Annotated in this window: 24 protein-coding genes and 1 pseudogene; 6 read left to right on the top strand and 19 right to left on the bottom strand. The window is 58.7% G+C overall.

Features of this window, described 5'->3' with window-relative positions:
- Positions 1-4 precede the first annotated feature (4 nt).
- From M1D68_RS05715 to M1D68_RS05665, 11 genes are all read right to left on the bottom strand, one after another.
- The gene (locus tag M1D68_RS05715) at positions 5-625 is read right to left on the bottom strand and encodes a hypothetical protein (protein ID WP_434609865.1); all 621 of its coding nucleotides are present in this window, start codon (positions 623-625) and stop codon (positions 5-7) included.
- A gap of 24 nt (positions 626-649) precedes the next feature.
- A complete protein-coding gene (locus tag M1D68_RS05710) occupies positions 650-1,180 on the bottom strand; it encodes a hypothetical protein (protein ID WP_457969599.1) in 531 nt (176 codons plus the stop codon).
- Positions 1,177-1,821 (bottom strand): phage tail protein I, encoded by a 645-nt coding sequence (locus M1D68_RS05705; protein WP_457969598.1) that lies wholly within the window; start codon positions 1,819-1,821, stop codon positions 1,177-1,179. Before M1D68_RS05705 ends, M1D68_RS05710 begins: the two co-directional genes overlap by 4 nt.
- A complete protein-coding gene (locus M1D68_RS05700) occupies positions 1,818-2,813 on the bottom strand; it encodes a baseplate J/gp47 family protein (protein WP_457969596.1) in 996 nt (331 codons plus the stop codon). Before M1D68_RS05700 ends, M1D68_RS05705 begins: the two co-directional genes overlap by 4 nt.
- On the bottom strand, positions 2,810-3,142 hold the full coding sequence (locus M1D68_RS05695) for a phage baseplate protein (RefSeq protein WP_420764265.1): 333 nt from the start codon (positions 3,140-3,142) through the stop codon (positions 2,810-2,812). Before M1D68_RS05695 ends, M1D68_RS05700 begins: the two co-directional genes overlap by 4 nt.
- A gap of 11 nt (positions 3,143-3,153) precedes the next feature.
- Positions 3,154-3,765, bottom strand: a complete 612-nt coding sequence (locus M1D68_RS05690; RefSeq protein ID WP_434609857.1) for a phage baseplate assembly protein V — start codon at positions 3,763-3,765, stop codon at positions 3,154-3,156.
- 3 nt (positions 3,766-3,768) lie between these two features.
- Positions 3,769-4,281: a hypothetical protein gene (locus M1D68_RS05685; protein WP_457969594.1), complete on the bottom strand. Its 513-nt coding sequence runs from the start codon at positions 4,279-4,281 to the stop codon at positions 3,769-3,771.
- Between the two features lie 36 nt (positions 4,282-4,317).
- Positions 4,318-4,668: a phage holin family protein gene (locus M1D68_RS05680; RefSeq protein ID WP_457969592.1), complete on the bottom strand. Its 351-nt coding sequence runs from the start codon at positions 4,666-4,668 to the stop codon at positions 4,318-4,320.
- 49 nt (positions 4,669-4,717) lie between these two features.
- Complete coding sequence (locus M1D68_RS05675) at positions 4,718-5,299, bottom strand: DUF642 domain-containing protein (RefSeq protein WP_457969590.1); 582 nt, start codon at positions 5,297-5,299, stop codon at positions 4,718-4,720.
- Between the two features lie 41 nt (positions 5,300-5,340).
- Entirely contained in the window at positions 5,341-5,523 is a 183-nt protein-coding gene (locus M1D68_RS05670; RefSeq protein WP_457970687.1) for a Com family DNA-binding transcriptional regulator, read from the bottom strand.
- A 461-nt stretch (positions 5,524-5,984) separates the two neighbouring features.
- Positions 5,985-6,719: a LexA family transcriptional regulator gene (locus M1D68_RS05665; protein ID WP_210645117.1), complete on the bottom strand. Its 735-nt coding sequence runs from the start codon at positions 6,717-6,719 to the stop codon at positions 5,985-5,987.
- A 540-nt stretch (positions 6,720-7,259) separates the two neighbouring features.
- Here M1D68_RS05665 and M1D68_RS05660 point away from each other — a divergent pair.
- The 5 genes and pseudogenes from M1D68_RS05660 to fdxA all read left to right on the top strand — a co-directional run bounded on the left by M1D68_RS05660 (position 7,260) and on the right by fdxA (position 12,080).
- A complete protein-coding gene (locus M1D68_RS05660) occupies positions 7,260-7,613 on the top strand; it encodes a DUF6124 family protein (RefSeq protein ID WP_457969588.1) in 354 nt (117 codons plus the stop codon).
- Between the two features lie 252 nt (positions 7,614-7,865).
- Positions 7,866-8,622 (top strand): annotated as a pseudogene (locus tag M1D68_RS05655) (zeta toxin family protein).
- Positions 8,619-8,786 (top strand): hypothetical protein, encoded by a 168-nt coding sequence (locus tag M1D68_RS05650; RefSeq protein ID WP_186611217.1) that lies wholly within the window; start codon positions 8,619-8,621, stop codon positions 8,784-8,786. The pseudogene M1D68_RS05655 and the gene M1D68_RS05650 overlap by 4 nt, the downstream one beginning before the upstream one ends.
- Before the next feature lie 258 nt (positions 8,787-9,044).
- The gene (gene mutS / locus M1D68_RS05645) at positions 9,045-11,612 is read left to right on the top strand and encodes a DNA mismatch repair protein MutS (RefSeq protein WP_457969586.1); all 2,568 of its coding nucleotides are present in this window, start codon (positions 9,045-9,047) and stop codon (positions 11,610-11,612) included.
- A gap of 144 nt (positions 11,613-11,756) precedes the next feature.
- Positions 11,757-12,080 (top strand): ferredoxin FdxA, encoded by a 324-nt coding sequence (fdxA, locus tag M1D68_RS05640; RefSeq protein WP_065886008.1) that lies wholly within the window; start codon positions 11,757-11,759, stop codon positions 12,078-12,080.
- Between the two features lie 490 nt (positions 12,081-12,570).
- On the opposite strand, the gene rpoS is transcribed toward fdxA, so the two are convergent.
- From rpoS to M1D68_RS05600, 8 genes are all read right to left on the bottom strand, one after another.
- Complete coding sequence (rpoS, locus tag M1D68_RS05635) at positions 12,571-13,578, bottom strand: RNA polymerase sigma factor RpoS (protein WP_420764258.1); 1,008 nt, start codon at positions 13,576-13,578, stop codon at positions 12,571-12,573.
- Between the two features lie 106 nt (positions 13,579-13,684).
- Positions 13,685-14,530 carry a peptidoglycan DD-metalloendopeptidase family protein gene (locus tag M1D68_RS05630; protein ID WP_420764257.1) on the bottom strand — a complete coding sequence of 282 codons (846 nt, stop codon included), beginning with the start codon at positions 14,528-14,530 and terminating at the stop codon, positions 13,685-13,687.
- A 226-nt stretch (positions 14,531-14,756) separates the two neighbouring features.
- The gene (locus M1D68_RS05625) at positions 14,757-15,392 is read right to left on the bottom strand and encodes a protein-L-isoaspartate(D-aspartate) O-methyltransferase (RefSeq protein WP_161796107.1); all 636 of its coding nucleotides are present in this window, start codon (positions 15,390-15,392) and stop codon (positions 14,757-14,759) included.
- A gap of 41 nt (positions 15,393-15,433) precedes the next feature.
- Complete coding sequence (gene surE, locus M1D68_RS05620) at positions 15,434-16,183, bottom strand: 5'/3'-nucleotidase SurE (protein ID WP_420764256.1); 750 nt, start codon at positions 16,181-16,183, stop codon at positions 15,434-15,436.
- Positions 16,171-17,229, bottom strand: coding sequence for a tRNA pseudouridine(13) synthase TruD (gene truD / locus M1D68_RS05615; RefSeq protein WP_434650105.1), 1,059 nt, complete (start codon positions 17,227-17,229; stop codon positions 16,171-16,173). Before truD ends, surE begins: the two co-directional genes overlap by 13 nt.
- Entirely contained in the window at positions 17,226-17,699 is a 474-nt protein-coding gene (gene ispF / locus M1D68_RS05610) for a 2-C-methyl-D-erythritol 2,4-cyclodiphosphate synthase (RefSeq protein WP_434562553.1), read from the bottom strand. Before ispF ends, truD begins: the two co-directional genes overlap by 4 nt.
- Positions 17,700-17,743: 44 nt before the next feature.
- The gene (fghA, locus tag M1D68_RS05605; RefSeq protein WP_457969584.1) at positions 17,744-18,589 is read right to left on the bottom strand and encodes an S-formylglutathione hydrolase; all 846 of its coding nucleotides are present in this window, start codon (positions 18,587-18,589) and stop codon (positions 17,744-17,746) included.
- An 8-nt stretch (positions 18,590-18,597) separates the two neighbouring features.
- A complete protein-coding gene (locus tag M1D68_RS05600; RefSeq protein ID WP_457969583.1) occupies positions 18,598-19,710 on the bottom strand; it encodes an S-(hydroxymethyl)glutathione dehydrogenase/class III alcohol dehydrogenase in 1,113 nt (370 codons plus the stop codon).
- Positions 19,711-19,817: 107 nt separating this feature from the next.
- Between M1D68_RS05600 and M1D68_RS05595 the strand changes: the two genes are divergently transcribed.
- Positions 19,818-20,714 (top strand): LysR substrate-binding domain-containing protein, encoded by an 897-nt coding sequence (locus M1D68_RS05595; RefSeq protein ID WP_420764251.1) that lies wholly within the window; start codon positions 19,818-19,820, stop codon positions 20,712-20,714.
- Positions 20,715-20,781 lie beyond the last annotated feature (67 nt).

Below are 20,781 nucleotides of genomic sequence, written 5' to 3'. Positions count from 1 at the left end.
TTCCTTAGCTGAAAATAACGGTTTCGGCCAGCGACAATCTGGTGACCAAATCCCCAAGATTGAACAACCGACCATTGCCCACGCGCATGGTGTCAATGCGCACGGTGGTGTAATAAATGTTTGGAATCAGAATTCGCATGACGATATTGCCGTTAGTATCGACATAGATAGAAGGGGTCATGTTTCCAAAAGTCGAAGCGTTTTGCAGAACCCGAGTGGGCTGATAGCAATACCCCACCAACGTTTCGTCGATTATTTTTGCTGTGCCGTAGCTGTAACCCTTGATGTTGAACCAGAACATCTCCGAGTGAACATTGATGTTCAATGGCACTTTGAAATGCATATAGACATTCGCGCTGGCACCCAGGTTCGTCGATACAAAATCACCTTGAGCCGTGGCGCCATAGACACCACCAGTCCCATAGACATGTCCCTGCAGCACATTGCGACGAATCGTACCGAGCGCGCTTGGATCCCCTTCTACATCCTTCTGACTTCGCCACTCGTTGAACTGCGTCAGCGCCGTGGCCATGGTCGTGTTGATACTGCCGATTTTCCCATTGACCACCGAGGTCAAATTGTTGGCCGCTGATACCAGCGACGCGATAGTGGTTTCCAGACTCACATTCAGATTCCTTGTGCTATTTGATTATTTGGCTTCGAGCGCCATTACCCGGAGCATCAGGCCAACGTGCCGCGCCATGTTGTCGATATTAGCGGTAGCCAACGTGGCGATTTCTTCACTCAATAGAATGTTCAGGTTGTCGGACCCGACCACCACCGTGACGCTTTGCGCCGGCAATGGTGAAATATCCAGCGTGAACTTTTGCAAGACTCGCGCTGCAGCGGCTTTGTAGGTCAGCAGCTTCCCAGCCACCGAATACACCGCCAACAACGTGCCCGTGGAAAGATAAAAACCGAACTCGCCAATCTCATATTCATCCGCCCCCTCAAACAAAGCGGCCATTCGCAACTGCCCTGTATCCAGGTCTTCGTAATCCACGATTGGCACACGCTGTCGCTCATTGCGAAGCGCCGTTTCCGATCCGTTGGGATCGTAGCGGGCGGTGCCAGCTCCAATGTGAGTGATCTCACCTTTCAAGCCTTGGTTCTTTGCCTGCAGCACTTCGGCCAGGCCGGCGGAAGTGAAACGAACCAAGCGCGTAATGTCTTCTGTCATGGCTGCGCCCTGAGGTCGTAATCGTTAATGGTGTAGGGTTGGAAAAAGCTGGTGCTGATAAGTCGTGCATCAAGATCAAGTGCTGGCAGCGCCCCCCACAGAAACAGCTCTGCTTCGCTCAATGCTCCATGGGGAGCTGACGCGAGCGCCAGACTGCCCCTCGTTTGATGTACAAGCGTGATAGTGGCCTGGTCGCGCTCGCTCTTGGCGGCATTGATGCGCCGTATCAAGCGATTGTGGTCGCCGCTGGACCAGCTCTGGCCGATAATCGCTTGCACATCAAAGGTGTAGGGATGTGTAGGAGGTTGCTGCTCATACCAGGCGACAACATGGGGTATAAACCCCATGGACTCGACGGCATGACTCAGGGCTCGACGCGTACCAGCCTGACGCTGGATCTGCCAGGACAACGAAACGGTCAAGCGCTTTTCCAGGTCGTCGGCTCCTGTGTCCCATTCACTGACCCCACGATCCGCCCCCAAATACGGCAGGAACGCCAAAGGCGTGGCCGCCGGGTTCATCAACTCGGGAAACGGCGGATCGATGGGTTCCAGCAGCCGGGCAAACCCAAGATCCAGCGCCCGCTCCAGCGGTGAACTGTTGACCGGCAGCAGGCCCGGGCGAGGTGTGTCGTCTTTCATAACGTGTCCACCTCGACCTCGACGCCCGTGCAGTACGGCGCCTGGAAAGCCGTCGTCACGATGGGCGCAAGCGGTTCGAGAATCTGCAGTTGAACCGCGCCGGCGCTGTGCAGCGTGTAGTCAATCCAGCTCGGGTCCACCCGACCTTCCAGGCGATGGCAGGCCTCGGCGTATTCCTGCAATTGTTGCTGTGCGGCAACCTGGGTCAGGCCTGAATCGGGGCCGGGATTGATCTTCGCCACGACGCGGATCTTGTAGTTCTTGATCTGCGCGGGTTGGACGATGACCAGGTCGGTTTCCGGTCGTACATCCGGTCGGGCGAAGTGCTCGCGGACGCGGTCGAGCAACGCTTCGGATGGCGTTCCATCGCCGTCTCGGGACAGCACCGTGACCGTGACTTCGCCGGGCGCGGTGCGGCGTCCGTTGCCGTCCTTGATCTGGGCGGCGTAGCTGTCCGGGTCGAAGGTGTACGTGACCGTCACCACACCCGCCGAAGCGCTTTCAACCTTCACGACGGGGCGTTGGCCCAGGGTGAAAATTTCCCGTCGATATTGCATGCGCGAGCCAGCCGCCGGGGCATGGGGCGCCAGGTAGTAGCGCAGCCGCGCATCGTCATCGCTCTCGTAGACCGGGGGAACGGGCGGGAATGCCGCCGGATCGCCCGGGTCGAGCAACTGGCGTTCAAGCCCCATGTCCGCGAGGCGAGCATCGAGGTTGGTGCCGGTGGCCCACCACGCCAGCATCTGCTTGATGCGGGCGTTGTATTTGCGTTCGTGGGTTTGCAGTCGGACACAGAACGCCTCGAGGGCCAGGGTCAGCAGTTCGCTTTCGTTTTCGAGGCTGTCCACCAGTTTTGCGGCGCTTGCGGGAGAGCGTGCCGCGACATACTCCACCACGAAGGTCTTGAATTCTGCGAGCAGATCCTCGAATGCCTCGACGGTGACGATGGCCGGTTCGGCCAGTTGGTTCTGGCCGGGTATCAACATGCTCATGCCACCACCTCGAAAGTCTGTTTGCGGTTTCTCCAGGTGCCGGCGAAACGCAGCAGCAATCCCGCACCGTGCCGGCTGGCAACGATGACCTGCGGCTCGAAATCATCGATACCGTTGTGCGGGTTGTAGAACGCTTGGGCCGCATGGCTCTGGGCGAGGATCAGCAGGTCGTCACCGAGGTTCTGCCCCAGTAACTGCGTGAGTGCGCAGCCATACAACGGACGCTTCTGACGAGTGCCCAACGGCGTGGTCAAGGCACGGGTAGCGCGCTGCACGAACTGCAGCCAGTCGTCGACCGTGGCGCCGGTATTTCGATCGATTCCAATCATGGGGAAATCTCTTATGCGGTACTGATGACGCGTCCCTGGTGATCCACCACCGGGCCGCTCAGGTGCACACCCGACGCGTCGAGGCGAATGCCAACAGCGCCCAGTTGCAACTCGATGGTTTGCGGCGTCATCACCAAACTGGATGGGCCAATGTTCAACCGGAGGGATTCGCGGGAACCGCTGAATGCCGCCGGACCGTTGTTCCAATGCAGAACATGGCTGGCGTGGTCGTAGCCGTTTTCCGCGCCGTCCTGATAGAGGCGACGCGTCAGCGAAGCCTGGGTCGAGACGGGCGGAAACTGACCACCGTTAAGGCCGAACAGCGCCACCGCTTGGCCACCGCCGTCGCCGCCGCCATGGTTGAGCAACAGGCACTGCTCGCCCACGGACGGAATCCGCGACTCGCTCTGGGCACCGGCGCTCGGGTTGAAGAAGCGGATCGCCGGTGTCAGCAGCCCGCCATGGCTGACCTTGCAGGTATTGGTGGCGGCATCGACTTCCTGACACACACCGATGCGACAGAAACTTTCCGCACGACGATGCAGGTCTTCGAGCTCGGTTTCCATCTGCGCCAGACGCTCGATGATCGGCCCCAGATGCATCCGCAACAGCGCATCAAACATGGTTCAACCCTCGAGTGCTGTGTATTGATCTGGGTCGTCGATGCTCGAGACTTCCCAGGTTCGCGCGAATTTCGGAATGCCCAACGGGTCATCCAGCAGCGTTGGCCCCAGGTACAGGGCCTGGCTGAAAGAAAGGGTCCAGGCGGTGTATTGCCGCGCCGGATGGATGAATGTAGACGGGAGGCCATCGAGCTCCGTCGGCAGGTCGCATTGATCACCGGACAGCCCCCAGCGGTTATCCATGACCAATTGCTTCAGCTCTGCGGCCAAATCGCAGGCGTCCCATCCCGGAACGGCCATGACCACCTGCAAAGACACCGTCAGCACATGGGCGATACGCCCGTCGTTGGCGCGAAGGCCGGACGCATCGCGCTCAACGGCGATCAGCACCCAAGGTTGGTCGTCGGTGCCGTCGAATTCTTGGGGGCTGCCGATCTTCAAGGCGGGATAAGTGGCGCGCAGCGTCTGGGCAATGGCGAAGAACAGCTGCGACGGTTTTTCGATAAGGACGGGCATTGATCGCCTCCTTTATTTTGGATCAGCGAGGACGATTCACGGCTGGTCGGGAGGAATGTCCCGCGGTGGCACTTCGCAGACGCCAATCCGCTTGGCGACCCAGCGTTCATAGAGACCGATCGCCACATCGGCACCGGCCATGGCGGTCAGGCAACCCAGGGCACAAGCGCTCCAGATCGACATCCCGAGGGCGTACAAAAGCATCGTTGCCGATACGCCGCAGACCACGCAGGCACCGGAGCGCAGAGCCACGCGGCGCAGCAACGGCCAGCCACGGGCTCCCTCCTTGTCGGCGCGCCACATCTCGCCGGACACCCCGCCCACCAGGGCGAGCACGATGACCAGCCAGATCGGCATGTCCAGCAACGCTTGTTGCTCGTTTGTCATGTCAGGCTTCCTGGGGGTGAGTAATGAGCGTTTGGAGACAGGCGACGTTCTACAGTCGCTCAACGATGACGTTGTCGATGAAAGCGAAGTTGACGTAAGGATTCTGTTCGTTGGAGAAGGCCAGGGTTGTTTGAGTGGTGACCGCCGTAAAATCCAAGGTCATGGTGGCCCATTCGACCACACTGCCTCGGGCTACTGGCGTATTGAATGTTGCGGTTTGCCCGGCGACTTTCACTTGGATAACACCTTCCCCAGAGCGATTGGCGTAAACCGAATTACCTGCGCTGAAGGTCAAGCGATATTTAGCACCGGCCACCGTGGCGAAGTTCTGTTGAATCCCACCTCCGTTGCTATAAACGCTGTTAGCCAAATCGACAATCACCACACCTTCCGGCGCTACGGAACCACGGATCGAAGCGGCGACATTGAAGTACTCCGCCCCAGACAGGAAGGTTGTCCAACCGGTGATGAAATCGGCCTGTCCCGTCCTGTTCAACACACAACTGTCAGCGCAACCCGGCTGTTCAAAGCTGCCGTTGACCAAAAGATTGGCCGCCGTGGCGTTGCCCGTTGCGCTGAATAGCGTGAAGGCCAGCAGGAATGGAGCAATGGTTTTTTTAATAGAGTTCATGGTGATACCTATTGAGTCGAATGATTGTTCGCGAAGGACTGTCATTGGGTACGGCATGCAGGGACTATCCCGCACGCTGTTCGCTCGCTGGCGTTCACTCGAGGCTCAACGGCCTTCACATGATTCAATGTCCCGCATCGGGAACACTTGATCTGGAGTTCGGTGTTCTCGCCCATCCGGGCCAGAAGTTTTTTACAGTGACCGCATCTGAAATCCTTCAGCATCGAAAGCCCTCCCATTGGCGGCGGTTTGAAGTGCCTCGCGGCACAGGCATTCCAAAAAGCCCGGTTACCCAGGCTTTTCAGTAATGCGCTTGATCTTTCGGCGCGACTGGCGCGGTACGGATCCATTCAAATTGTTTTTCCGGCCGCGGTCCCTGCCCGCCGGATAACTGCTTCTGGTGCTTTACGCTGCACACCCGGGCCAGTTGCCAACCCTCTGAACCGTTAAGGCCGGTTCATCGCTGCCTGTGGGTAGAACTAAAGAGCTTTGTTGCCAGCCGCTTTGTCGAGCGGCTTGGACACAGAATATGCATGGATGCATATACAGTCAATGCGTAAATGCATTTATTTATGCATGGCAAATGCATCAACGCATGAAGCCCGCAGAAACACTGAGGGTTGCCAGTTTTCAGGAGGCGAAAAAAAACCCGCGCGGCGGCGGGTTTTATCTGACAGCGGAGGGGTTAACGGGCGTACATGCCCCACCAGAAGACGTGACCGAGGATGACGATCTGCTCGTCCTGCATTTCCTGGAACGTGTAGTCCTCATCCGGATGTTCATCGCGGTTGAAGCTGCGCAGACGAATGCCAGTGGGCAGGCGGTAGAGCTGTTTCACCCGCAGTTGGCCGTTGTGGTTGATGGCGTAGAGGTCACCGTCGACAATATCGCCGATCCCGCATTTGCCCGCGTTCACCCCAACCGTGGCGCCGTCACGCAGCACCGGCAACATGCTGTTGCCGCGTACCGTCACACACTTGGCCTGGTCGAACTGCACGCCGTTGTGGCGCAGGCTGCGCTTGCCGAAGCGCAGGCTGGAGCGCTCGCTTTCCTCGATGACGAATCTTCCTGATCCAGCAGCCAATTCAACCTCACGCAGAAAAGGAACGGACACCTCATCTTCCTCGACGGGTGTGTCATCGTCCCACAGGCTTATGTCCTTGAGTTCGGAATGCGGCTCGTCGCGGCGGGCATTGCCGGCGGGCACAACGTCCGCGCGCCCGCGCAACTGGTCGGTGCTCACGGCAAAATATTCGGCGATCTTCGAGATGTGTTTATCCGAAGGGTCGACGATCTTGCCGCTGAGGATCCGCGAGAGGGTGGACTGAGGCACGCCGGTACGCCGGTGAAGCTCCGTGGGGGAGATCCCGTGCTGATCGAGCAATGCTCTTAATACGGTAGAAACGTTGCGTTTTTGCATAACGCGCATAGTGCTTGTTCTTTTCGCAGAAGACAAATGCTGATTTGCATAAATATGCAATTCCAGCATCGCGCATTTTCTTGTGGCGAGGGAGCTTGCTCCCGCTTGAGTGCGAAGCGCTCACAAGAAGGGTCTGCTGCGCAGCCCAGCGGGAGCAAGCTCCCTCGCCACGGAATTCGTCCTACAAGCCCTTGGGAAAAGGCTTCAAAGGCGTCCTTCAAATGTGCGACCCAAGGCGACGTTTCCTTGCGCCTCTGCCTACAACTACGCCAGAATCCGCCGGCTTGTGCGCCTTGGATCCCATCGGTACTTTTGATCTCGTCACTGCCCATCAGTGATCGGGTTTAGTCGCTCGGTATTCCAAGGTGCTCATTGCTCCATTCAGTCAGGTCCTTCTATTCCTGTACTCAATGGTGGCTGTGCGCAGGGCGCCCTCGGGCGCGCCGGTTCCTTGGATCCCCGGTCGACTAACCTGCGTACAGCTGCCACCCCTCGTTTAGTCGCGAGTGAGTGGTGGCTCAACTTCAAGGATCCAATAGAATGCCGAAGAACACTCCAAATCCCCCAGACGATCACATCTCCCGCAGCCAATCGGCCAACGCCAAGAAACTCGACGACGCGACCACCCGCGCCCTGGACTATTACCTCAAGCCGAAAACCGACAAAGAAACCGCTGACACACCCGACACCCTTTTCATCATCGCCCCCAACGTCGACGCCGAATGCCTGCTCGCCAACCTCAGCGAAACCCTGGCCTCGGCCAACGCCATGGTCAGCGACCTGGCATTCGACCTGAAGGGCTCGCGGCGGAATATCCTGCTGGGGGTTCAACAGATGATAGAGCTGAGCCAGTTGCTGGCGAACCGGGCGTTGGATGTGGTTGAGGTGAGGTAAACAGGTCCCATTAAGCAGAAACATAAATGGCCATATGTATAGCCATAGTGTTCACTTAAGAAAACGAAGAGCTTGTTGGGGGAGTTCGCTCCGCTGGGCTTGGGAGCCCTCCTTTTTTGTGTGCACTCCGCACTCAAGCAGAAGCAGGCTCCCTCGCCACCGCTTCACCGATTTCCATCATGGACAGCACTGGACACCAATAGGTCGCTTGAGTCCGGGTCAAACACAGGAATATTAAAAAGGATTAGATTAATGACGGAGGATGCCAACACTCGCAATCAGGAAGTGGCTTTAGCAGATCGAACCGTTTATGAAGACGCATTGCGCTTCGCTCGATCCAATAAAAAAGCAATCGCAAAACGACTTACAGATAAGGAGCTTTATCCACCAGAAGAAGCGCCGGTATCAGTTTTCATGGCGGGTTCCCCTGGCGCAGGTAAAACCGAGGCCTCAATAGCTTTGGTGAATCTCTTTGCGGATACCGCCATTCTACGGATAGATGCTGATGAGCTGCGAAGTGAGTTTCCAGCTTATACGGGAACAAATTCGTGGCTTTTTCAGGGTGGGGTTTCGATTCTGGTCGACAAAATCCTCGATTTCGCATTGGATCAAAGGCAATCGTTTATCCTTGACGGGACGTTTTCCAACATAGATGTTGCAAGACGGAACGTCGACCGCTCATTGAAAAAAGGCCTATTCATACAAATTTTGTATGTCTATCAATCACCTGTGCTTGCCTGGGGGTTTGTCAACGCTCGTGAGGCGCCGAGGGTAGGAGGATTCACAAAGCCATTTCATCCAGCAATACTTCGCAGCACGTGACGTCGTGAACGCGCTTAAGCTAGAGTATCAAGGTGATGTCCATGTAGATCTGTTGCTCAAACATATCGACAATTCGGGACGACTTTACAAGGCTGGTGTCGATAAGATTGACTACCATATCCCTGAGCAACACACGCGGGCGGACCTAGAGGCCATGCTCGGAGCACCATCAGGAGGGCACCTATGATTTCGATCAAGCTTGGCTTGTCCAAAGGAACCAAGAGCACCTTCGCCGATTTTATTCGTAACGCGAAATCGGACCAAAAGAAGCGTGTTTATAGCGAGGTTTTGACGGAGGCTACCAAGCAGCAAAACCTAGTCATGATGCAGGCCGAGGCGAAACGAGCCTGATGTCAAGACTGGAACGAAGCCCGACCATGTGTCGGGCTTTTTGTTGCCTGGTTTCATACCTCAGGCATATTTCCGCGCCGCATCTAGAAGCGATATCGGAAGGAAGAAGCCCAGCTTCACCAACATCGAAGCACTCATCCCTGGGTAGCATCAGACCGCCCATGTTAACCTTGCGCCCATCGCGGAAAAGCCGGGCCGATGCCCCTCCTTTTGCCTACACCTTTCAACGAGCTTTGCCTGACCCCAATGAATACAGCCGTGAACGACCTGTCCTCCCACACGCCGATGATGCAGCAGTACTGGCGCCTGAAGAACCAGCATCCCGATCAGCTGATGTTCTACCGCATGGGCGACTTCTACGAGATCTTCTACGAAGATGCAAAGAAAGCCGCCAAGCTGCTGGACATCACCCTGACGGCGCGTGGGCAATCGGCGGGCATGGCGATTCCGATGTGTGGGATTCCTTACCACGCAGCGGAAGGTTATCTGGCGAAGCTGGTCAAACTCGGCGAGTCCGTGGTGATTTGCGAGCAAGTCGGCGACCCGGCCACCAGCAAAGGGCCGGTGGAACGCCAGGTCGTGCGGATCATCACGCCGGGCACGGTCAGTGACGAAGCCTTGCTGGACGAGCGTCGGGACAATCTGATTGCTGCAGTCCTGGGCGACGAGCGCCTGTTCGGTCTGGCGGTGCTGGACATCACCAGCGGCAATTTCTCGGTGCTGGAAATCAAGGGCTGGGAAAATCTGTTGGCGGAGCTGGAACGGGTCAACCCGGTGGAGCTGTTGATTCCCGACGACTGGCCCAAAGACCTGCCGGCGGAAAAACGCCGTGGCGTACGTCGTCGGGCACCGTGGGACTTCGAGCGCGATTCGGCGTTGAAAAGTCTTTGCCAACAGTTCGCCACGCAAGACCTCAAGGGCTTTGGTTGCGAAAACCTGACCCTGGCCATCGGCGCTGCCGGTTGCCTGCTGGCCTACGCCAAGGAAACCCAGCGCACCGCCCTGCCCCACTTGCGCAGCCTGCGTCACGAACGCTTGGATGACACCGTGGTGCTGGACGGCGCGAGTCGACGCAACCTGGAGCTGGACACCAACCTGGCCGGCGGACGCGACAACACCTTGCAGTCGGTGGTCGATCGCTGCCAGACCGCCATGGGCAGCCGCCTGCTGACCCGCTGGTTAAACCGTCCGCTGCGGGACTTGACGGTACTGACAGCGCGCCAGTCTTCCATTACTTGCCTGCTGGACCGTTATCGCTTCGAGCAGTTGCAACCGCAGCTCAAGGAAATCGGCGACATCGAGCGGATCCTCGCTCGCATTGGCCTGCGCAATGCCCGTCCCCGCGACTTGGCGCGCCTGCGCGACGCCCTCGGCGCGCTGCCGGAACTGCAAGTGGCGATGACCGACCTCGAAGCACTGCACCTGCAACAACTGGCGCGCACCACCAGCACCTACCCGGAACTGGCCGCGCTGCTGGAAAAAGCAATTATCGACAATCCGCCGGCGGTGATCCGTGACGGTGGCGTGCTGAAAACCGGCTACGACGCCGAGCTCGACGAACTGCAATCGCTGAGCGAGAACGCCGGCCAGTTCCTGATCGACCTCGAAGCCCGGGAAAAAGCCCGTACGGGCCTCGCCAACCTCAAGGTCGGCTACAACCGCATCCACGGCTACTTCATCGAACTGCCGAGCAAGCAGGCCGAGCAAGCCCCGGCCGATTACATTCGCCGCCAGACCCTCAAGGGCGCCGAGCGTTTCATCACTCCAGAGCTCAAGGCGTTCGAAGACAAGGCGCTGTCGGCCAAGAGCCGCGCCCTCGCCCGGGAAAAAATGCTCTACGAAGCCCTGCTCGAAGACTTGATCAGCCAGCTCCCGCCGCTGCAGGACACCGCCGCCGCCCTGGCTGAACTGGACGTGTTGAGCAACCTGGCCGAACGCGCGTTGAACCTGGACCTGAACTGCCCGCGCTTCGTCAGCGAACCGTGCATGCGCATCAGCCAGGGTCGTCACCCGGTGGTCGAGCAAGTACTGACCACGCCGTTCGTGGCCAACGACCTGAGCCTGGACGACAATACCCGCATGTTGGTGATCACCGGCCCGAACATGGGCGGTAAGTCCACCTACATGCGCCAGACGGCGTTGATCGTGCTGCTGGCCCACATCGGCAGCTTCGTGCCGGCGGCCAGCTGCGAACTTTCCCTGGTGGACCGCATCTTCACCCGGATCGGCTCCAGCGATGACCTGGCGGGTGGGCGTTCGACGTTCATGGTGGAAATGAGCGAAACCGCTAACATCCTGCACAACGCCACCGAACGCAGCCTGGTGCTGATGGACGAAGTCGGCCGGGGCACCAGCACCTTCGACGGCCTGTCCCTGGCCTGGGCTGCCGCTGAACGCCTGGCTCAACTGCGCGCCTACACGCTGTTTGCCACGCACTACTTCGAATTGACCGTACTGCCGGAAAGCCAACCGCTGGTAGCAAACGTCCACCTCAACGCCACCGAGCACAACGAACGCATCGTCTTCCTGCATCACGTGTTGCCCGGCCCAGCCAGCCAGAGCTACGGGTTGGCGGTGGCGCAGCTGGCCGGCGTGCCGAGCGATGTCATCATCCGCGCCCGCGAGCACCTGAGCCGCCTGGAAACTACCAGCCTGCCCCACGAAGTACCCCGCCCGACCAAAGGCAAACCGGCCGCGCCGCAGCAAAGCGACCTGTTCGCCAGCCTGCCCCATCCGGTGCTGGATGAACTGGCCAAGGTTGACCTGGACGACCTGACGCCACGCCGTGCACTCGAATTGCTTTATACATTGAAGACACGGATCTAACGCACAGGCTTTCAAGCTGTTAGAATCTCGCGCGGTTTGGGATGCTGCTGCCTATTAGCCTGGGTTTGCAGACTATCGCTCCCGAACCCCGCGACCCCTACCGTGAAGGGGCTTCGCCGCAGCCGCCTGAGGAGAGAATTAGAAATGACCTTCGTCGTCACCGACAACTGCATCAAGTGCAAGTACACCGACTGCGTAGAAGTGTGTCCGGTGGACTGCTTTTACGAAGGCCCGAATTTCCTGGTCATTCACCCGGACGAGTGCATCGACTGCGCCCTGTGTGAACCGGAATGCCCGGCGAATGCCATTTTCTCGGAAGACGAAGTGCCAGCTGGCATGGAGAACTTCATCGAGCTGAACGCTGAATTGGCGGACATCTGGCCGAACATCACCGAAAGGAAAGACGCCTTGCCGGACGCTGAAGAGTGGGATGGCAAGCCAGGCAAGATCGCAGACCTCGAGCGCTGATCTTTCCCGCGTCACCAAAGGCCCCTTGCGGGCCTTTTTGCTGGTTGAAAACAAAATCGCAGGCAAAAAAAAGGGGCGGTTTGACCCGCCCACATTTTTTCCCTAATCCCTTTAATCCTATTCATCGTCCTGATGAATCGCATCCTGCGATATCCTTTCCTTCCCATCATCCTTGACAGGTGTGTCTGTCCGTCGACACAGGACTGATATTAGTGTTTTCCCATTTCCGTGCAATGGCCCGCAGGCGTCTTCCTGCCCTCTGTAACAGTCCGTTCACAGAAACTTATCTTGTTTAAAAACAACTGGTTAACTATTTTTCACCGCATTCGTTAGTCATCTGTCCCATTGAAGGAAAACCGAACGCTTACGTAACAGTAGGCAAAGGCTTACAAACTGAAACTACAAAATGGGTAGGACTGGAAAATCAAATGGCCCAGAAACGCAAAAGCCCCGAACCAGTCGGGGCTTTCTCTGCTGCGCTTGGTGAGTGTTATTGAAACAACGATTCGCTCGACAGGCCATTTTTCTCCAGGATCTCCCGGAGGCGCTTGAGGCCTTCGACCTGGATCTGCCTCACCCGCTCCCGAGTCAAACCAATCTCCAGGCCGACATCTTCCAGCGTGCTGCTTTCATGGCCGCGCAAGCCGAAGCGGCGAATCACCACTTCCCGTTGCTTGTCCGTAAGCTCCGAGAGCCACTGGTCGATGCTCTGGGACAAATCGTCATCCTGGAGCAACTCGCATGGATCGGTGGGACGGTCATCGGTCAGGGTATCGAGCAGCGTCTTGTCAGAGTCCGGCCCCAGGGAAACGTCCACCGACGAAACCCGCTCATTGAGCCCAAGCATGCGCTTGACCTCACCCACAGGTTTTTCCAGCAGGTTGGCGATTTCTTCAGGTGAAGGTTCGTGGTCCAGCTTCTGGGTCAGTTCACGGGCAGCCCGCAGATAGACATTCAACTCCTTGACCACATGGATCGGCAGCCGAATGGTCCGGGTCTGGTTCATGATCGCCCGTTCGATGGTCTGGCGGATCCACCAGGTCGCGTAGGTCGAGAAACGGAAGCCGCGCTCGGGGTCGAATTTCTCGACAGCGCGAATCAGCCCCAGGTTTCCCTCTTCGATCAGGTCCAGCAGCGAAAGCCCACGATTGACATAACGTCGGGCGATTTTCACCACCAGGCGCAGGTTGCTTTCAATCATGCGTTTTCGACCGGCCGGGTCGCCACGTTGCGACAGGCGCGCAAAATGAACTTCTTCCTCGGGGGAGAGCAGCGGCGAGAAACCGATTTCGTTGAGGTACAGCTGAGTGGCGTCCAGCGCCCGGGTGTAGTCGATGTACTTATGTTGTTTAAGTGAAGCGGAGTGTTTGGATTTGGCACGAACGGAAGGTGGAGTCGCCCCTTCATCATTCGACATCGAATCCATAGCGATGCCGGTCTCCATAAGGAGAACCTCATCGTCGATGTCAAACTCCGGCACTTCTTTACTGAGAGCCATTGTTATAGTCCTTTGGTGAGTTCGACCTCAAGCTCGAGCGACGCCTTTATCCTTGGCAACGCTGGAGCCTGTTCCCTCTACGTGACGGAACAGGCTGACAACCGAATCAACGACGTGGCAGGAATTGCAGCGGATCTACAGGTTTACCTTGTCGGCGAATCTCAAAATGCAGCTTCACCCGGTCTGTACCCGTTGATCCCATCTCGGCAATTGTCTGTCCGACCTTGACCTGCTGCCCCTCCCGAACCAACAGCCTGCGGTTGTGACCGTAGGCACTGACGTAGGTATCGCTGTGTTTGATGATCACGAGTTCGCCGTAGCCCCTCAAACCACTCCCGGCGTACACAACCGTGCCATCAGACGCGGCTAAAACAGGCTGTCCCAAATCCCCGGCGATATCAATTCCTTTATTCAAACTACCGTTTGAAGAGAATTTTCCAATGAGAACGCCATTAGAAGGCCATCCCCAGCCAGTCGGGGCGGGGCCTGCAGGAGGCATCGGAGCAGGGGCCGGCTTGTTCGCGACGGACGGTACAGCCGCCGGCGCGGCACCCGCCGGACGACGGATAACCGTGGTTTTACTCGAGGAAGAAGGTGTGGAACCGGACTGGGTGACGACCGCCGTAGGCGTTGAACCGCTGCGCCCGTCAAAGCGAATTGTCTGACCTGGGTGGATCGTATAAGGCGCAGGAATGTTGTTCCGGGCCGCGAGGGCTTTGTAGTCCCAGCCGTAGCGAAAAGCGATGGAAAACAGCGTATCGCCACGCCGGACTACATACTGGCCGGTCGTGACCGTTGGCCGTTGCGGTGTCGCATTGTTGCGATCGACCACTCGGACGTTACCCGAAGGCGTGCTGGAACAACCGACCAGCAAGGTACCCAAGAGAAGGCCAGTCACCAGGCGCTTTAAGCTCGTGATACCCATACGCTGCGCAATGACTGTGAGACTCACCCGCCGCTCCCTTTGTGGTGGCTGAAGAAATTCGAAACTGCCTGTCCAGGCAGACATGTTGCCCTATGGCTCGCCGACATTGCGCGTCTATAAAGGAAGCGCAATGGCCGCCCGCACACGTTTGCTCGACGCTGTTTAACGTTATCTGGCAAACCGAAGCCCGGCGAACGGGTGCTGCCGTAAGACACAGTCCGTGTCCTGGAATTCAGCATCCGATCACAAATGCTCAGGCCAACGGCCCGTTGAGCAACGGTACGAAACGCACCGCCCCGAGGACGTGTCGTGAAAAACCGTGCTCTTCGCGCACAATCAACATCAGCTGCTGGACTTCACCCGCACCGACCGGAATGACCAGGCGCCCGCCCGGAGCAAGCTGATCCAACAAGGCCTGGGGGACGTCTGTGGCCACCGCCGTGACAATGATGCCGTTATAAGGCGCCAACGCTGGCCAGCCTTCCCAACCGTCTCCCCAGCGAAATACCACGTTGCGCAGATTCAATTCCACGAGACGTTCCTTGGCGCGATCTTGCAGCACCTTGATCCGCTCCACGGAAAACACACGTTCCACCAACTGCGATAACACGGCGGTCTGATAGCCCGAACCCGTGCCGATCTCCAGCACCTTGTCCAGCGGCCCAGCCTCCAGCAGCAGCTCGCTCATGCGGGCCACCATATAAGGCTGGGAAATGGTCTGGTTATGGCCGATCGGCAACGCCGTGTCTTCATAGGCGCGATGGGCCAGCGCCTCATCGACGAACAGGTGACGCGGCGTGCGACGAATCACCTCCAGCACCTGGGCATTCGACAGCCCTTCTTCGTAAAGCCGCTGGATCAACCGTTCCCGAGTGCGCTGGGAGGTCATGCCAATTCCCCGGCGCAGCATATCGTCTTGTTCACGTGACATCAGTGCAGCCCCTCCAGCCAGCCTTCGAGATGCCTGAAGGCATCGTTGAAGGTTCGATCCAGCTGCAACGGCGTGATCGAGACGTAGCCCTGCATGACCGCATGGAAGTCCGTGCCAGGCCCGCCATCTTCGGCGTCGCCGGCGGCCGCGATCCAGTAGCCGGCCTTGCCGCGCGGATCGACGACATGCATCGGTTTGGCCGCGCGGGCACGATGGCCCAGCCGAGTGAGCTGGATGCCACGGATATGGTCTAGCGGCAAATTCGGGATGTTCACGTTCAGCACCGTGCGCGGCGGCAGGTCCAGTTCGCCGTGGGCCTCCACCAGCTTGCGGGCGAAGTAGGCGGCGGTAGGCAAGTTGTCGACCTGCCGTGAAACAAACGAAAAGGCAAAAGAGGTGTGGTTCAGGAAACGACCTTCCAGGGCCGCGGCAACCGTACCCGAATACAGCACATCGTCCCCCAGGTTTGCCCCCAGGTTGATACCTGAGACCACCATGTCCGGCTCGCGCTCCAACAGGCCATTCAGGCCCAGGTGCACGCAATCGGTTGGCGTACCGTTGAGGCTGATGAAACCATTGTCCAGGTAGCAAGGATGCAACGGACGGTCGATCGTCAGCGAACTGCTGGCGCCGCTTTTGTCCTGGTCCGGGGCGATCACCACGCACTCGGCAAAATCCGCCAGCGCAGCATAAAGCGCGGCAAGACCGGGTGCTGTCACCCCGTCGTCGTTAGAAATCAGAATACGCATGGGTTGTCCGTCTGCCCTGCAGGCACCAGATCGACGAGTTCGCGCACCAAGACAGTGGCGAAACATCCGGCCGGCAGGACGAATTCCAATTGCAGAATGTCCAGCGAGGGATAATGCCACGACAGCCCGCCAATGGGCAGCCGCAGGATGCGACGTTCGTGACTCATCCCCGCGTTTATCAACCAGTCGCGCAGGTCCGCCTCGCTCTGGGCGACGGCCTGCTCTAATTCAAAGACCACGCCAGCGGCGGGTGAAGGGCCTTCGCCCCATTGGGGACCGGTCGGGTGCAGATCGAGAATCGCCAGGCGCGGATCGCTGCATTCAGCCTCCCCGGCCGGGAAAAAACTGCGGCTGTCGGTGAAAGCCAGCAGATCGCCCACCTGGGCGTGTTGCCAGGTACCGTCGGCCACTCTGGCCGCCAGCACTTTGTTGAAGAGAAAACTGCGGGCCGTCGACAGCAGGCGTGAACGCACGTTGCGCTGTTCCGGCAAGGCTTTGCGCGCCGCCCATGCACGAGCATCGACAACATTGCCACCTTCGTGGCCGAAGCGCTGGGCGCCGAAATAGTTAGGGATGCCCTGGCGAACAATTTGTTGCAGGCGTGCCTCGATCGCCGCTTTGTCGCCTGTGAACTGGGTCAGGCGCAAGGTAAAACCGTTGGCCGAGTGCGCACCGCGCTGCAGCTTGCGCCTGTGGCGGGCGGTCTTGAGGATTTTCAGGGTGTCGTTTTCGGCCGCCGACAGGTCCGGGTCGGCCTTGCCTGGCAATTGCACGCTGAACCACTGACGAGTCAGTGCCTGGCGATCCTTGAGTCCGGCGTAGCTGACCGTGCGCAGCGGCACGCCGGCGGCCTTGGCGATACGCCGGGCAGCCTCCTCGGTGTTCAAACCGCGTTTTTCCACCCAGATCCACAAGTGCTCGCCATCGCCGGTCAACGGAATGTCGAGCACTTCATCGACCTGGAAATCCTCCGCCGTGGCTTTCAGTACCGCGCTGCCCAACGACTCGCCATAGGCCCGTGGCCCCAGTAGTTCAAGTTCGGTCATGAGCGCAACAACAAGGCAACGGAATGGACGGCTATGCCTTCTTCCCGACCGACGAAGCCCAGCTTCTCGGTGGTGGTGGCCTTCACGTTCACCTGGTCCAGGTCTACCTGGAGATCTTCGGCAATCCGCTGGCGCATCGCTTCGATGTGCGGCGCCATCTTTGGCGCCTGGGCAACGATGGTGTTGTCGACGTTGCCCACTTTCCAGCCCTTGGCATGGATCAAGGAAACCACGTGACGTAGCAGCACACGGCTGTCGGCGCCCTTGAATCGCGGGTCGGTGTCAGGGAAATGCTTGCCGATATCGCCCAGGGCGGCAGCGCCGAGCAAGGCATCGCTCAAGGCGTGCAGCAACACGTCACCATCAGAATGCGCAAGCAGCCCGAAGCCGTGTGCGATCCGCACGCCGCCCAGAGTAATGAAGTCGCCTTCAGCAAAACGGTGAACATCGTAGCCGTGGCCAATACGCATAAAAAAAACGCCCCGATTTTTGTCAGGGCGTGATTCTACCTGCATTAGCCGTTCAGGGCGCGTGCATGATGTTGCAAGTGTTCATCGATGAAGCTGGCAATGAAGAAGTAGCTGTGGTCATAGCCGGGTTGCAGCCGCAGTTCCAACGGGTGATCAGCCGCCTTGGCCGCCTGTTGCAAGGCTTCGGGCTTGAGCTGGTTGGCGAGGAAATCATCGCGATCACCCTGATCCACCAACAGCGGCAGCTTTTCTCCCGCTTCGGCGATCAACGCGCAGGCATCCCATTCGCGCCATTTCGAACGGTCTTCCCCAAGGTAGCGGGCGAACGCTTTCTGTCCCCACGGGCAATCCATCGGATTGTTGATCGGAGAAAAGGCCGACACCGAACGGTAACGCCCGGGGTTGCGCAAGGCGCAGACCAGCGCGCCATGACCGCCCATGGAATGACCGCTGATGCCACGCTTATTCGAAGCCGGGAAATGCGCTTCGACCAACGCCGGCAATTCCTGCACGACATAGTCATGCATCCGATAGTGTCGCGCCCAAGGATCCTGCGTGGCGTTCAGATAGAACCCTGCCCCCAGGCCGAAGTCCCACGCACCGTCCGGATCACCGGGCACTTCGGCGCCACGGGGGCTGGTGTCCGGCGCGACGATGATCAAGCCCAACTCGGCGGCCATGCGCTGGGCGCCGGCCTTTTGCATGAAATTTTCGTCCGTGCAGGTCAAACCGGACAACCAGTACAGCACCGGCAACTTACCGCCCTGCTCCGCTTGCGGCGGCAGATACACGGCGAAGACCATGTCGCAACCCAGCACTTCGGAACGGTGCCGGTAACGCTTGTGCCAGCCGCCGAAGCTCTTCTGGCAGGAAATGTTTTCCAGACTCATGACCGACCTCAGAAATGAATAACGGTACGGATGCTCTTGCCTTCATGCATCAAGTCGAATGCCTTGTTGATGTCCTCCAGGCCCATGGTGTGAGTGATGAAGGTATCCAGCGGGATCTCGCCCTTTTCAGCCATGTCCACGTAGCTCGGCAGTTCGCTGCGACCGCGCACGCCGCCAAACGCCGAACCGCGCCAGACGCGTCCGGTTACCAGTTGGAACGGACGGGTGGCGATCTCCTGGCCTGCCCCTGCCACACCGATGATCACCGATTCGCCCCAACCTTTATGGCAGCATTCCAGGGCGGCACGCATCAACTGCACATTGCCGATGCACTCGAAGGAAAAGTCCACGCCGCCGTCTGTCATGTCGACGATGACTTCCTGGATCGGACGGTCGAAATCTTTCGGGTTGACGCAATCGGTGGCGCCCAGCTGCTTGGCGATTTCGAACTTGGCCGGGTTGATGTCGATGGCGATGATGCGCGCGGCCTTGGCCTTCACGGCACCGATCACGGCCGAAAGCCCGATACCGCCCAGGCCGAAGATCGCCACGGTGTCACCCGGCTTGACCTTGGCGGTGTTCAACACGGCGCCGATGCCGGTGGTAACGCCGCAACCCAGCAGGCAGACCTTTTCCAAGGGCGCATCTTTCTGGATCTTCGCTACGGAGATTTCCGGCAGCACGGTGTATTCAGAGAACGTCGACGTACCCATGTAGTGGAAAATCGTCTCGCCCTTGTAGGAAAAGCGCGAAGTACCGTCCGGCATCAGGCCTTTGCCCTGGGTGGCGCGGATGGCCTGGCAGAGGTTGGTCTTGCCCGACTTACAGAATTTGCACTGGCCGCACTCCGGGGTGTACAGCGGGATCACATGGTCACCCACCGCCACCGATGTCACACCCTCGCCGATGGCTTCGACAATGGCGCCGCCTTCATGGCCAAGAATCGAGGGGAAGATCCCTTCCGGGTCAGCGCCGGACAGGGTGTAGGCATCGGTGTGACAAACGCCCGAAGCCACCACGCGCAACAGCACTTCGCCCGCCTTGGGCATGGCCACGTCGACTTCAACGATTTCCAGGGGTTTCTTGGCCTCGAAGGCAACGGCAGCGCGTGACTTGATCATCCGGATACTCCAGCAAAATAAAACGAGACAGGGAGTGTAATCCTATGCCGGAAACTGAATAATCCAGCCGAAAGCAAAACATTATTGCCATATAGGGATAATCAGCCATGTCAGACAACCGCTGGGAAGGCATCGATGAGTTCGTGGCTGTGGCCGAATGCAGCCAGTTCACCGCCGCAGCCGAACGCCTCGGTGTGTCGTCTTCCCATATCAGTCGACAAATCGTACGGCTTGAGGAGCGTCTGCAGACACGCTTGCTTTATCGAAGTACCCGTCGGGTAACGCTGACCGAAGCCGGGCAGACCTTCTTGCAGCATTGCCAGCGCTTGCAGGATGGGCGCGAGGAAGCATTGCGGGCCGTCGGTGATCTTGCCAGCGAACCCAAGGGCATGCTGCGCCTGACCTGTGCCGTTGCCTACGGTGAACGGTTCATCGTGCCATTGGTGACGCGGTTCATGGGGATCTATCCACAGTTACGGGTGGACATCGAGCTGAGCAATCGCGCGCTGGACCTGGTGCATGAAGGCCTGGACCTGGCGATTCGCCTCGGCCGCTTGCAAGACTCACGGCTGGTAGCCACGCGCCTGGCACCGCGGCGGATGTACCTTTGCGCTTCGCCGTCCTACCTGGAACGTTATGGTCGGCCCCATAGCTTGTCGGAACTGAGCCGCCACAACTGCCTGATCGGCAGCTCCGACATCTGGCAACTGGAGCAGAACGGCCGGGAATTTTCCCAGCGGGTGCAGGGAAACTGGCGCTGCAACAGCGGGCAAGCGGTGCTGGACGCTGCGTTGCAAGGCGTGGGGTTGTGCCAGTTGCCGGACTATTACGTGCTGGAGCATCTGCACAGCGGTGCGTTGATTTCGTTGCTGGAAGCCCATCAGCCCCCAAACACGGCGGTGTGGGCGCTTTATCCGCAGCAGCGACATCTGTCGCCGAAGGTGCGCAAGTTGGTGGATTACTTGAAGGAAGGGTTGGCTGAGCGGCCGGAGTATCGGGGGTAACGCTGGTTTTATATTGCCTGATCGATTGCTATCGCGAGCAGGCTCGCTCCCACAGTGGATCTTCAGC

This window comes from Pseudomonas sp. R4-84, from assembly GCF_054130985.1.
This window is presented reverse-complemented; position numbering and strand designations above follow the sequence as displayed.